The sequence below is a fragment of the Catellatospora chokoriensis genome (assembly GCF_011297315.1).
GTDB classification, from domain to species: domain Bacteria; phylum Actinomycetota; class Actinomycetes; order Mycobacteriales; family Micromonosporaceae; genus Catellatospora; species Catellatospora citrea.
Map to the genome: position 1 here is coordinate 283,519 of NZ_JAAOTI010000001.1, position 12,361 is coordinate 295,879.

A 12,361-nucleotide genomic window follows, 5' to 3' on the forward strand; every position below is an offset into this window, starting at 1 on the left:
ATTTGCCCAGCTCATGCCCTGTCGCGCAGTAAGGCAAGGCTCACCTTAAGATGACCGCCATGAGGTCGGTATGACCCCCGCTCCCCCGCCACCCGCCCCGTCGCGCCGCGCCGCCGCTTACCTGCCCGCGGCCGCGCTGCTGCTGGCCGTGCTGTGCCTGCTCTCGCTGGCCTTCGGCAGCCGCGCCGTCCCCATCGGACAGGTCGCCGACGCGCTGTTCGACCGCGCCCACGTCGACCCTCAGATCGAGGCGATCGTGTGGAGCGTGCGCCTGCCGCGCACCGCCACCGGGCTGCTCGTAGGCGCGGCACTCGGCCTGGCCGGCGCGCTGATGCAGGGCCTGACCCGCAACCCGCTCGCCGACCCGGGCCTGCTCGGGGTCAGCGCCGGGGCCTCGTTCGCCATCGTGGTCGCGGTGGCGGCGTTCGGCGCGAGCACCGCACCCACCAACCTCATCTGGTACGCGTTCGCGGGCGCGCTCGCCGGCGCGGTCAGCGTCCACCTGCTCGGCGGCCTCGGCCGCGGCGGCGCGACCCCCGTCAAGACCGCCCTGGCCGGCATCGCGGTGACCTTCCTGCTCGGCTCCTTCACCAGCGCCCTCGTGCTGCGCAACCCGCTCGCGCTGGACCGGTTCCGGTTCTGGGCGGCCGGGTCGCTCACCTCGGCCGACGCCACCACGCTGTGGCAGGTGACCCCGCTGCTGGCCGCCGCCGCGGTGCTCGCCCTGGCGACCGCGCCCGCGCTGAACAGCCTCGCGCTGGGCGAGGACGTCGCCGCGGCACTGGGCCGCCGCGTCGGCCTGGTCCGGCTGCGGGCGACCCTGGCCATCACCGCGCTGGCCGGCACCGCCGTCGCACTGGCCGGGCCGATCGTCTTCATCGGACTGGTCACCCCGCACCTGGCCCGCATGGTCACCGGCCCCGACCACCGGCGCATCCTCGCGCTGACCCTGCTCGGCGCGCCGAGCCTGCTCATCGCCGCCGACGTGCTCGGCCGGGTGGTCGCCCGCCCCGAGGAGATCCAGGCCGGCATCGTCGTGGCGTTCCTCGGCGGCCCGTTCTTCATCGCGCTGGCCCGCCGCCGACGCCTGGCCGAGATGTGACCGCCGTGACCCCGCCGACCCCCGGCGCATCGCCCACCGCCCCCGACTCGGTCGCACCGGCCGGTGCCCGACCGGTCGCCACCGCCGCGCCCGAGTCGGACCGGCCCTCGCGCGCCCTGCGGACGGCGGTGCTGGGCCTGCCGCTGCGCCCACGACTGGTCGTCATGTGCGTCGCCGTCGCGCTCGCCGCGTTCGGGGTGTTCTGCCTCGGGCTGGCGCTCGGCGACTACCCCGTGCCGCTGGTCGACGTCGTCCCGGCACTCTGGCGCTCCGGCGCACGCGGCACGGTCTTCGTCGTCCACGAGGTGCGGCTGCCCCGCGCGCTCACCGGCGTGCTGGTCGGCGCGGCGTTCGCGGCCTCCGGGGCGGTGCTGCAGGCGATCACCCGGAACCCCCTCGCGAGCCCCGACATGGTCGGCATCAACGCCGGGGCCACCACGGCGGTCGTGGCAGGGATCGTGCTCGGCTTCGGCGACACCCTCGGCGCACCCACCCTGGGCCTGGCCGGCGGGCTGCTCGGCGCGCTCGCCGTCTACCTGCTGGCCTGGCGGCGGGGCAGCACCGGGTTCCGGATCGTGCTGGTCGGCATCGGCGTGTCCTGGATGTGCACCAGCGCCACGGACTACCTGCTCACCCGAGCCAAGATGCACCAGGCGCAGGAGGCGGTCGGCTGGCTGGTCGGCAACCTCAACGGGCGCGGCTGGGAGGCCGTACGCCCGCTGGGTTTCGCCGTCGCGGTGCTGCTGCCCGCGGCGTTGCTGCTGGCCGGCTGGAACCGCAACCTGCAGCTCGGCGACGACGTCGCCCGCGGCCTCGGCACCCCCGTGCAACTCGCCCGCGGCCTGCTGCTGCTGGTCAGCGTCGCGCTGGTGTCGTTCGCCACCGCCGCGACCGGTCCGGTGCTGTTCGTGTCGCTGGCCGCGCCGCAGATCGCGCAGCGCCTGGCCAGGCTGTCCGCGCCGCCGGTCCTGCTGTCCGCGCTGACTGGCGTGCTGCTGGTGTCCGGCAGCGACCTGCTGGCCCGGCACCTGCTCCCCGACACGGACCTGCCGGTCGGCGTGGTGACCGGTGCCATCGGTGCCGGTTTCCTGCTCCGGCTCCTGGTCCGCGCCAACCGTGCCGGCAGCGGAGGCTGACGTGACCTCTTCGTTTCCGCCCCCGCCCGCGGGCAGCCAGTCCACCAAGGAGGTCCGATGACGGCACTCCGGGCCGAGAGCCTGACTCTCGCCTACGACGACCGGACCGTCGTGTCCGGTCTCGACCTGCAGATCCCCCAGGGCCGGGTCACGGTCGTCGTCGGGGCCAACGCCTGCGGCAAGTCGACGCTGCTGCGCGCGCTCGCCCGGCTGATGCGCCCCGCGCACGGTGCGGTGCTGCTCGACGGGCAGGCCATCCATGCGCTGCCGACCCGTCAGGTGGCGCGTCAGGTGGGCATCCTGCCGCAGACGCCCGTAGCGCCCGAGGGCATCAGCGTGCTCGACCTGGTCGGCCGGGGCCGCTCGCCACACCAGACCTGGTGGCGGCAGTGGTCCGCCGACGACGAGGAGGCCGTCGCCGCCGCGCTGGCCGCCACCGGCATGACCGAGCTCGCCCACCGGCCCGTCGACGAGCTGTCCGGCGGGCAGCGGCAGCGGGCCTGGATCGCGATGGCCGTCGCCCAGCAGACCCCGGTGCTGCTGCTCGACGAGCCCACGACCTACCTGGACCTGGCGCACCAGGTCGACGTGCTCGACCTGGTGACCGACCTCAACCGGCGCGACGGGCGCACCGTGGTGATGGTGCTGCACGACCTCAACCAGGCCTGCCGGTATGCCGACCATCTCGTGGTGATGCGCGACGGGCGGATCGCGGCCGAGGGCGACCCGGCCGCGGTGGTGACGGCGGAGCTGGTCACCGAGGTGTTCGGGCTGGGCTGCCAGGTGGTGCCCGACCCCGTCACCGCCACCCCGATGGTCATCCCGCTGAGCCGGCACCACCCCGCCCGGACCGTCACGGCGTGATGCGCGGCGGCGGGTCCGCGTACACCTCGTCGTTGCTGTCCGTGACTCCACTGCCGAACGACGCCGGTCTGAGGCCGACCGCCGCACGGGTGCCCGTGGAGCCGCCGTCGCCACGGCCGCGTGGGGCGGCGACCTGGGCGGCGGTGGACGCGGTGGCGCGGGCAGCCGGCCAGAGAGCGGCCAGGATCAGCAGGCCCGACAGCGGCAGCAGGTCCAGCGATACGGGCGGCATGAGGATGCCGACGAGCAGCACGACCGGGCTCCACCACGGCAGCCGCCGCGCACGGGCCGCCAGGATCGTCAGCACCAGCAGGCCGACGAAGAACAGCTGCGGCCCGACCTGGTAGACGACCAGGTCGACGCCGGGAATGTCGCCGAAGTCGCCGGACAGCGCCTGCATACCGGCCTTGTCGTCGGCGCGCAGCGCGAACCAGATGTCGGCTCCGAACTGGACCGCCATGGCGGCGAGGCCGAACAGCGTCACGGCGACCGTGCCGGTCCGCCACGGGCCGCGTGGCAGCAGCCCGCCCAGGTGCAGGACTCCGGGCACGAACAGGAGCACGCCGGCGAGGGCGAGCAGGTGCGCGGCCTGCCAGTCCAGGCCCGGCCCGTAGACGCCGTCGGACTTGCCGACGATGCGGACGAGCCCGTAGGCGGCGAGCAGGAGCGGTGCGGCGATCAGCGCGATTGCGGCAGGTTTCTTCACGCCTTGATCCTCGGCGCGTACCGCATGGTCTGCCTCCGGGACCGTCCCCCACCGCGACCCCGAAGTCCCGCCAGGGGATCCACTGAGCCGGATCTCGCCGGTGTTCCATATCGCACGGCGGCACCGGCGCGTCCGCGAACGTTCACGGGCTCCTCACGCCCAGGTCACGGCTGGTATCGGGCGGGCACCTACGGTCGGTCGGTAAGTAGATCTTGAAGAAACCGAGGTGCCCCATGTCCCTACGTCACGTCCTGGCCGCCCTGGCGGTGGTGCCGGCGCTCGCCGTGCCGACCGCCGCGTTCGCGTCGCCGCACGGCGGCCACGGGCCGCGCCCCCAGCACGCGCGCTTCGACCTGCAGGCCCACCGCGGCGGCATCGGCATGACCACTGAGGAGTCCCTCGAAGGCTTCGCCAAGGCGCTGCGCCTCGGGGTCAGCACGCTGGAGCTGGACACGCAGATCACCAAGGACGCCAAAGTCGTCGTCACCCACGACCGCAAGGTCAGCGCGCAGAAGTGCGCCGACACCGCGCCGGTGACGCCGGGCGACCCGATGTACCCGTACGTCGGCAAGTACGTCAAGGATCTGACGCTTGCCCAGGTCAAGACCATGGACTGCGGATTCCAGCAGCTGCCGGGCTTCCCCGAGCAGGAGCAGATCAAGGGCCAGCGCATGGCCGAGCTGCGCGACGTGCTGGACCTGGTCAAGCGCTACCAGGCGCACCAGGTCACGCTGAACATCGAGACCAAGGTCGAGGCGGGCGCGCCGGAGCAGACCGCGCCTCGTGAGCTGTTCGTGCGGCGGGTGTTCGAGGAGATCCACCGTTCGGGCATCGAGAAGCAGGTCAGCATCCAGTCGTTCGACTGGGGTGCGCTGATGGCGATGCACCGCCTCGCGCCGAAGTGGCCGCTGGTGGCGCTGACCAACTACGACTTCCTGCAGGTCGGCCAGCCGGGCGCGTCGCCGTGGCTGGGCGGCATCGACGCCGACGACTTCGGCGGCGACTTCGTGGCCGCGGCCGCGTCGATCGAGGGCGTCACCGCGCTGTCGCCCAACTACGGGTTCCCGCAGAACGGCAAGATCGGCGACCCGGGCTTCCGGTTCTACCCCGACAAGGCCATGGTCGACCGGGCGCACGCCCGCGGGCTGAAGATCATCCCGTGGACCTGCGACGACATGCCCACCGTCGCCGCGCTCATGGACATGGGCGTCGACGGCATCATCACCGACTACCCGAACCGGGTGCGCGAGCTGATGGCCGAGCGCGGCATGAAGCTGCCCAAGGCGTACAAGGCACGCTGACAAGCTGGGCGACGGGCGGACGACCTCCTCCCCGCCCGCCCGTCGCCGGTCCGCCGACCTGCACCGACGTCAGGCGGCACAGTCGGCCCCCATCCGAACACTCGTTCGGATGGGGGCCGATCGTCGTGTCGATCTCGGCCCACCGGGCGATGGCTGCCGCCTGGTCCCTTGCGGCCAACAGATGATCTTGCTCGCCCGGTGTTCGGCGAGTGATCCGACTCACTGATGTCACAAACCGCCGAGCGCGCGGTGTCTTGAGGCCGCACCTTGAAGACGAAGGAGAGGTCCATGGCTGAGAACACCAAGGTCATCGTGGTCGGCGGCGGATACGCCGGCGTGGTGGCGGCGAACCGTCTGACGCAGCGCGACGACGTGGCGGTGACCCTGATCAACCCGCGCCCGGCGTTCGTCGAGCGGATCCGCCTGCACCAGCTCGTCACCGGATCCGACGACGCGCTCGTGGACTACCAGCGGATTCTGGCCCCCCGCATCCGGCTGGTCGTCGACACCGCGACCCGGATCGACGCGGCCGGGCGCAGCGTGACCTTGGCGAGTGGCGACACCCTCGACTACGACTACCTGATCTACGCCGTGGGGAGCGGCTCGGCCGCCCCGAGTGTGCCCGGCGCGGCCGAGCACGCCTACCCGATCTCCACCCTGGAGGAGGCACAGCGGCTGCGGCCGGTCGTCGACGCCGCCCCGTCCTCGGCCGCGCTGACCGTGGTCGGCGGCGGCTCGACCGGCATCGAGACCGCTTCCGAGCTGGCAGAGCAGGGCCGGAAGGTCACCCTCGTCTGTGGCCGGGTGTTCGGGGCCTACCTGCACCCCCGTGCCCGGCGGGCGGTGGCCGAAAAGCTCACCAGCCTCGGCGTGACCGTGCTCGAAGGCGCCGGCACCACCGTGACGGGCGTGACCGGTGAATCGGTCCTGCTCGCCGACGGCCGCGAGCTGCCGAGCGCCGTGACCATCTGGACCGCCGGATTCGGCGTGCCGGACCTGGCCGCCCGCAGCGGGCTGAGCACCGACGCCCTGGGCCGCCTGCGCACCGACGAGACGCTCACGAGCCTCGACGACGTACGCATCATCGCGGCCGGGGACTCGGCGGCGCCGTCGGACCTGCCGGTGCGGATGAGCTGCCAGTCCGCGATGCAGATCGCCCCGCAGGCCGCCGACACGGTGCTGAGCCGGATCGCCGGCAAGCGGCCCGCCGACTTCAACGTCGGCCTCTTCGGCCAGTGCATCAGCCTGGGCCGCCGCGCCGGAGTCGTCCAGTACGCGAAGAAGGACGACACTGTGACCAAGGTGTACCTGCTGGGCGGCAAGCCCATGGCGATGCTCAAGGAGGGCGTGTGCAAGAGCACCGTCTGGCAGATGACCCACGAGGCCCGCAAACCGGGCTCGCTCAACCTCTGGTTCAAGGACCCCAGCCGGCGGGCGGCGCTGCGCGTCAAGGCCGGTGAGGCACGTGCCGCCGCCCGGCGGGCCTGAGGAGGTGCCGAGATGACCGACCACACCGGTGACCAGGCGACCGAGGCCTTCGTCGAGCACCGGAACCTGCTCTTCACCGTGGCCTACGAGATCCTCGGATCGGCGGCCGACGCGGAGGACGTGCTGCAGGAGACCTGGCTGCGGTGGGTCAAGGTCGATCTGGATCAGGTACGCGACCAGCGCGCCTACCTGATCCGGATCACCACCCGCCAGTCGCTCAACCGCTTGCGCACCATGCAGCGGCGCAGGGAGTCCTACGTCGGACCCTGGCTGCCCGAGCCGCTGCGCACCGCGCCGGACACCGCCGAGGACGCCGAGCTGGCCGAGAGCGTGTCGATGGCGATGATGCTCGTCCTCGAAACGCTCTCGCCGACCGAGCGTGCCGTCTTCGTGCTGCGTGAGGCGTTCGAGGTCAGCTACGACGAGATCGCCGCGGCAGTCGACAAGAGCCCGGCGGCCGTACGCCAGATCGCGCACCGCGCGCGGCAGCACGTCGACGCCCGCCGTCCCCGCAAGGTCGTCTCCGCGGGCGAGCGGCGGGCCGCGCTGGACGCGTTCCAGCGCGCCGTCGAGACCAGCGACCTGCAGGGCCTGCTCCAGGTGCTCGCACCGGACGTGGTCGTGGTCAGCGACGGCGGTGGTCTCAAACAGGCCGCGCTGCAGCCGGTCTTCGGGGCGGAGAAGGCGATCCGCCTGTTCGTCGGCAGCATGCAGAAGGTCGGCGGCACCCTCACCACCGAACCGACCGTCATCAACGGCGGCCCCGCGCTCGTGTTCCGCCTCGACGGGGAGATCGACGGCGTCGCCGCGCTGCGGATCGAGGATGCCCGCGTCACCGGCATCTACTACGTCCGCAACCCGGAGAAGCTGTCCCGCATCGAGTGCGAGACGCCGCTGGCCTTGCACTGACCCCTTTCAGGCCGCCCAGGGCATGGGCAGCGGCGACGGGAACCCCGACGAGACCTCGACCGGGGCTCCGGTCCGCTGGGACTGCGCGGCGGCGGCGAGGATGTCGACGATGTGGGCGGCGTGCTCGGCCGAGCAGCGGTGCGGGCGGCCCTCGTTGATCGCGGCGACGAACTCGGCGATGCCGCGGCCCCACGGGATGCCCCGGTAGGGGTCGCCGAGCAGCGCGACCGGCTCCGGGGGCAGCCCGACGCGGATCTCGGAGTCGAAGTTGGTCCAGTCGGCGATGTGGATCGAGCCGCGCTCGCCGTGCAGCTCGATGCCGGACTGGCGGGTGCCCGCGCCGACGTAGAAGTTCGCGGTCAGGCGCACCGTCGCGCCGCCGGCCAGCTCCAGCACGACGACGGAGAAGTCGGGGGCCTGCGGGGAGAACATCTCGCCGGACAGGGTGACCCGGTCCGGCTTGAGGATCGTGCCGTACGCCCAGACCTTGCGGGCCGGGCCGAGCATCGCGGTCAGCGCCGTCAGCGAATAGACGCCCACGTCGAACAGCGGCCCGGCCCGGTACGGCCCCTGCGGAGCCGGATGCCAGGACTCGATCCGGTCGTGGTTGACCTCGGCGTACACCAGCTTGATCGGCCCGACGGCGTCGTCGCGGACCAGCTTCCACGCGGTCTGGATCGCCTCCCCCAGGTACGTGAACGGCGCGCAGCCCAGCCGCAGCCCGTGCGCGGCCGCCTCGGCGATCAGCGACCGCGCCTCGTGCGCCGTCGGCGCGAGCGGCTTCTCACTGAACACGTGCTTGCCCGCGCGCAGCGCCGCCCGGGTGACCGGCACGTGCGCCGACAGCGGCGTCAGGTTGACCACCACGTCGACCTTCTCGTCGCCGAGCAGCTCGTCGAGGCTGCCGTAGATCGGCAGGTCGTGCGCGGCCCCGAACGCCGCGGACCGCGCCGGGTCGCTGTCGTAACCGCCGACGACCTCGATGCCCGGATAGGTGCGCAGGTCGGTCAGGTAGCCGGCGGCGATGTTGCCGGTGCCGACGATCGCGAGTGTGGTCACGGCGCCTCGATCCCCCCGTCGGGCCGGCGTACCCGGGCCGACCATCGTTCGTGCAGGTGGGTGACGGCCGGGTACTTGGCCGCCGCCTTCTCGTCGACCTCGATGCCCCAGCCGGGGGCGTCGTTCGGGAACAGGTAACCGCCGCGCGGGTCGAGCGTGCCTGGGAACACCTCGCGCACCGGGTCGGGCCACAGGTGGCCCTCCTGGATCGAGAACGCCGGGCTGCTCACGTCCAGGGCCACGTTGCGGGCCGCGCCGATCGGCGACACGTCCGCGGGCGCGTGCCAGGCCGTGCCGACCCCGGTCAGCTCGCACAGCGCGACCAGCTTGCGGGCCGGGGTGAGGCCGCCGATCGCGGAGATGTGCAGCCGCAGCAGGTCCACCCCGCCGCCGGTGACCAGCCGGGCCGCGTCGGCGACGGAGGCCACCTGCTCGCCGACCGCGATCGGCATCGGTGCGGCGGCGCGCAGCTCCGGCAGGCGGTCGTACAGCTCCAGCGGGATCGGGTCCTCCAGGAAGAACAGCCGGTACGGCTCCAGCGCGCGGGCCAGGGCCACGGCCTGCTTCACGGTGAGCCGGTGGTGCACGTCGTGCATCAGGTTCGGGGTCTCGCCGAGCACCTCGCGGGCCGCGGCGAACAGCTTCGGGGTGTCGCGCAGGTACTGCTGCACGTCCCAGCCGTCCGGGTAGGGCGCGTCGGGGTAGCCGCCGGGCGTGCCGGGTGCGCCGTAGGTGCCCAGGCCCGGGCCGCCGGCCTGGAGGCGGACGTGCCGGTAGCCTGAGTCGAGGATCTCCCGCGCGTGCTCCAGGGTCTGCTCGATCGTCGCGCCCGCGGCGTGCAGGTACGTGTCGGCGGCGGCGCGCACCCGGCCGCCGAGCAGCTCGTACACCGGCATCCCGGCACGCTTGCCGGCGATGTCCCACAGCGCCTGGTCCACCCCGGACAGTGCGCTGTTGAGGACCGGGCCGCCCCGCCAGTACGACGACAGGTGGACCATGCGGGTGATGTCCTCGATGTCGGCCGGGTGCCGCCCGATCAGCATCGGGCCGACGTGCTGGTCGACGGCCGCCACGACGGCGTGGAAGCGCTGCGTGAACGTGGCGCAGCCGTAGCCGTACAGGCCGGGGTCGCTGGTGTCGACGCGGACGACGACCAGGGGCAGGCCCTCGGGGGCGGTGACGATCGCGCGTACGCCGGTGATCCGCAGACCGTCCCGCGCCGCCCACGGCGCCTGCGTCTCCTCCATCACGGCCGGCGGGTCCGTCGTCTGCTCCTGTGACATGGCTGTCCTCACGTGCGTCATAGGCCGGAGCTACGTGAGCGGACGCCGTCCGGCAGGGATCATCGCGACCCTACCCGCAGCAGGGCATTCCGCAAGATCGGGTCCACGGGTGGGGACGACTCGGTGCGCCGCTGGAGGTAATCACCCGTTCGAGTCGAACGGCAGGTCACGATTCGGCCTGGCACGTCCGTGTCGTGGCGAGCACGACTTAGTCGATGGAGAATATCGAGCGAAGGGCACGCCGGCCGGCTCGGACCACCCGGCAGCTGACACGGGGAGGACGAAAGGTGAGTCAGACACATGAACAGCGGTTGACCGCCCTCGAGAGCGAGGCGTTCCGCAACAACCGCCGGTTCTCCGACGTCGGAGGCCAGGTGGCGCTGCTCCGCGGCGCGGTCAACGAACAGATCCTGGCTGTGGTCACACCGGCGACTCCCGAGGTGGTCCGGCAGCACGTCGGCACACCGACCGGCTGACCACCGGCGTACCCGATGAATCGCGTGGCCGCGCCCGCAGCGGACTGCTGGCTGCACACCGACGTCGAGGTCGGCACTTCCCCGATCGCCGGCAAGGGCCTGTTCGCGCGCGCCGCCCTCCCGGCCGGGACCGTCGTGTCCCGGCTGGGCGGGCGCCTCGTCAGCGAGGCGGAGCTACGGGAGCTGTTCGCGCGGGCGGCCCGCGAGCAGCGCTACGTCGACACCGTCAGCGTCGCCGACGACCTGCACCTGGTGCTGCCGCCACGCCAGCCCAACGGGTGCGGCAACCACAGCTGCGACCCGAACCTGTGGTGGGTCGACGCCTGCACGCTCGCTGCCAGGCGCGACATCGCAGCCGGTGAGGAACTCACCAACGACTACGGCACGAGCACGGCGGTGGCGGACTTCCGCATGGACTGCGCCTGCGGCACCGCGCGCTGCCGCGGTGTGCTCACCGGCTACGACTGGCAACTGCCGGACCTGCGCGAACGCTACGGCAACCATGGGATTCCGCTGCTGCTCGACCGCATCCGAGCGTCCTGACGACGAGTCCCGCGCCGCACGATGCCCGCGCGACCGTGCACCCGGCCGGTATAAAGGCCCGCATGACGTCGAGGACCCGCAGATCCGCCCGCTTGCGAGGAGTCCCGTTGTGGGCGTGGTGCCTCGGGGTCGCCGCGTTCGGCAGCGCGACCGTGGTGCCGCTGGTGGCCGCCGAGCGCGCCGGCAGCGCCTTTCTCGCCCTGGCGGGTCTCGGCTACGCGGTGGGACTCGGCGGCGCGCTGCAGCGCCGCAGCGCCGAGCGCGAGTACGCCGCGCGGGTCGCGCGAGGGTCGGCGCCGAGCTGGTCGCTGCTGAAGGTCGAGGCTGTCGAGCTCATCGACGACGACTGGCCCGGCCAGGTACGGGTGCGCCTGGTCGACGCCGACGGAAGGGCCGCCACCTTCGTCGGCAAGATTCCGATCTTCTTCGAGGACCTCACCTCGGCCGCGCCGCTGCCCGCGCCCGGCCACATCAGATGCTGGGTGCGCGGGTTCGCGCTGACCAGCAGCGGGCGCCAGCTCGTCGTGTCGACGGCGATCGACGGCGTGGCGAGTGAGGACGGACGCGACGAGTTCCACGTCCGGCCGGATCAGATCGAAGCGCCGCACGGTGTCTGGGCAGGATCGTGAGCGGGCTCCGGCCGTGACGGATCCCGGCCGCCGGCGGACGCCGCCCGCGGCCGGGGACTGCCGAGCTGCGTGACGATCAGCAGGTGGCGAGCATGCCGTTGAGGGCCGACTTCTCCGCGCTGTCGACAGTGAGGCTGTAGTACCACTTCACCTGGATCCAGGCGCGGGCGTAGGTGCAGCGGAACGAAGACAGCGACGGCTGCCACTCCGCCGGGTCCTTGTCGCCCTTGGACTGGTTCACGTTGTCGGTGACCGCCCACAGCTCAGGCCCGCCGAGGTCGTTGGCGTAGGTCTGGCGCTGCGCGGTCGTCCACGCCCACGCGCCGGACGCCCACGCCTCGGCCAGCGGGACCATGTGGTCGATGTCGACGTCGGAGGCGGCGGTCCAGGTGGCGCCGTCGTACGGGCTGTACCAGGACCCGGAGGTCGCGGCGCAGCTGCTGTTGACCACGACGCCGACGCCGTCGCGCTTGAGGACCTGCTCGCGGGTGTTGCAGGCGCCGGTGATCGTGATCCAGTGCGGGAACAGGTCGCGGTTGTACGTGGAGCCGTGCGACTCGGCCGTGACGGTCAGCGCCGCGAGGCGGCTCACGGCGGTGCTGTAGGAGGGGATGTTGGGCGGGGTGGCGTGGGCCGGTGTCGCGGTGAGGGTGAACGACATGGCCAGGGCGGCCGCGGTGGCGGCCAACGCCTTCAGGACACGGGACATTGGAGGGTCTCCCGACTGTCCGTCGCCGCGGCCGGTGGGGGTCCGGCTGGGGTCACGACGACGACAGATGGACCATCTCAAATGTGTGGCTGTTGATCCAGACCGCAGCCGAACGACGGCATGAATATCTTGTGAAAGCACCGCCCCCGCTGTGCC

13 protein-coding genes are annotated in these 12,361 nt (G+C 72.5%); 9 read left to right on the top strand and 4 right to left on the bottom strand.

The window, feature by feature from the left end:
- Window positions 1-70 precede the first annotated feature (70 nt).
- The 3 genes from HAV39_RS01250 to HAV39_RS01260 are packed head-to-tail and all read left to right on the top strand — an operon-like array spanning window position 71 to window position 3,102.
- Window positions 71-1,102: a FecCD family ABC transporter permease gene (locus HAV39_RS01250; protein WP_191837276.1), complete on the top strand. Its 1,032-nt coding sequence runs from the start codon at window positions 71-73 to the stop codon at window positions 1,100-1,102.
- Between the two features lie 5 nt (window positions 1,103-1,107).
- Window positions 1,108-2,238, top strand: a complete 1,131-nt coding sequence (locus tag HAV39_RS01255; protein ID WP_203736484.1) for a FecCD family ABC transporter permease — start codon at window positions 1,108-1,110, stop codon at window positions 2,236-2,238.
- A gap of 57 nt (window positions 2,239-2,295) precedes the next feature.
- A complete protein-coding gene (locus tag HAV39_RS01260; RefSeq protein WP_191837277.1) occupies window positions 2,296-3,102 on the top strand; it encodes an ABC transporter ATP-binding protein in 807 nt (268 codons plus the stop codon).
- Here the strand turns inward: HAV39_RS01260 and HAV39_RS01265 are convergent.
- Complete coding sequence (locus HAV39_RS01265; protein WP_191837278.1) at window positions 3,092-3,808, bottom strand: hypothetical protein; 717 nt, start codon at window positions 3,806-3,808, stop codon at window positions 3,092-3,094. The genes HAV39_RS01260 and HAV39_RS01265 overlap by 11 nt on opposite strands.
- Window positions 3,809-4,041: 233 nt before the next feature.
- On the opposite strand from HAV39_RS01265, the gene HAV39_RS01270 reads away from it, so the two are divergent.
- From HAV39_RS01270 to HAV39_RS01280, 3 genes are all read left to right on the top strand, one after another.
- A complete protein-coding gene (locus HAV39_RS01270) occupies window positions 4,042-5,109 on the top strand; it encodes a glycerophosphodiester phosphodiesterase family protein (protein ID WP_191837279.1) in 1,068 nt (355 codons plus the stop codon).
- 288 nt (window positions 5,110-5,397) lie between these two features.
- On the top strand, window positions 5,398-6,597 hold the full coding sequence (locus tag HAV39_RS01275; RefSeq protein WP_191837280.1) for an NAD(P)/FAD-dependent oxidoreductase: 1,200 nt from the start codon (window positions 5,398-5,400) through the stop codon (window positions 6,595-6,597).
- Window positions 6,598-6,609: 12 nt separating this feature from the next.
- Window positions 6,610-7,506 (top strand): RNA polymerase sigma-70 factor, encoded by an 897-nt coding sequence (locus HAV39_RS01280; RefSeq protein ID WP_191837281.1) that lies wholly within the window; start codon window positions 6,610-6,612, stop codon window positions 7,504-7,506.
- A 6-nt stretch (window positions 7,507-7,512) separates the two neighbouring features.
- On the opposite strand, the gene HAV39_RS01285 is transcribed toward HAV39_RS01280, so the two are convergent.
- Both HAV39_RS01285 and HAV39_RS01290 read right to left on the bottom strand, forming a co-directional pair.
- Complete coding sequence (locus HAV39_RS01285) at window positions 7,513-8,565, bottom strand: Gfo/Idh/MocA family protein (RefSeq protein ID WP_203736482.1); 1,053 nt, start codon at window positions 8,563-8,565, stop codon at window positions 7,513-7,515.
- Window positions 8,562-9,848, bottom strand: coding sequence for an enolase C-terminal domain-like protein (locus tag HAV39_RS01290; protein ID WP_239120808.1), 1,287 nt, complete (start codon window positions 9,846-9,848; stop codon window positions 8,562-8,564). Before HAV39_RS01290 ends, HAV39_RS01285 begins: the two co-directional genes overlap by 4 nt.
- 287 nt (window positions 9,849-10,135) lie before the next feature.
- Here HAV39_RS01290 and HAV39_RS01295 point away from each other — a divergent pair, with 287 nt between their 5' ends.
- From HAV39_RS01295 to HAV39_RS01305, 3 genes are all read left to right on the top strand, one after another.
- Complete coding sequence (locus HAV39_RS01295) at window positions 10,136-10,324, top strand: hypothetical protein (protein WP_191837283.1); 189 nt, start codon at window positions 10,136-10,138, stop codon at window positions 10,322-10,324.
- A gap of 24 nt (window positions 10,325-10,348) precedes the next feature.
- Window positions 10,349-10,867 (top strand): SET domain-containing protein, encoded by a 519-nt coding sequence (locus tag HAV39_RS01300; protein ID WP_203736480.1) that lies wholly within the window; start codon window positions 10,349-10,351, stop codon window positions 10,865-10,867.
- A 107-nt stretch (window positions 10,868-10,974) separates the two neighbouring features.
- Window positions 10,975-11,496: a hypothetical protein gene (locus HAV39_RS01305; RefSeq protein ID WP_191837285.1), complete on the top strand. Its 522-nt coding sequence runs from the start codon at window positions 10,975-10,977 to the stop codon at window positions 11,494-11,496.
- Window positions 11,497-11,572: 76 nt separating this feature from the next.
- On the opposite strand, the gene HAV39_RS01310 is transcribed toward HAV39_RS01305, so the two are convergent.
- Entirely contained in the window at window positions 11,573-12,205 is a 633-nt protein-coding gene (locus tag HAV39_RS01310) for an HNH endonuclease family protein (RefSeq protein WP_120320616.1), read from the bottom strand.
- Window positions 12,206-12,361 lie beyond the last annotated feature (156 nt).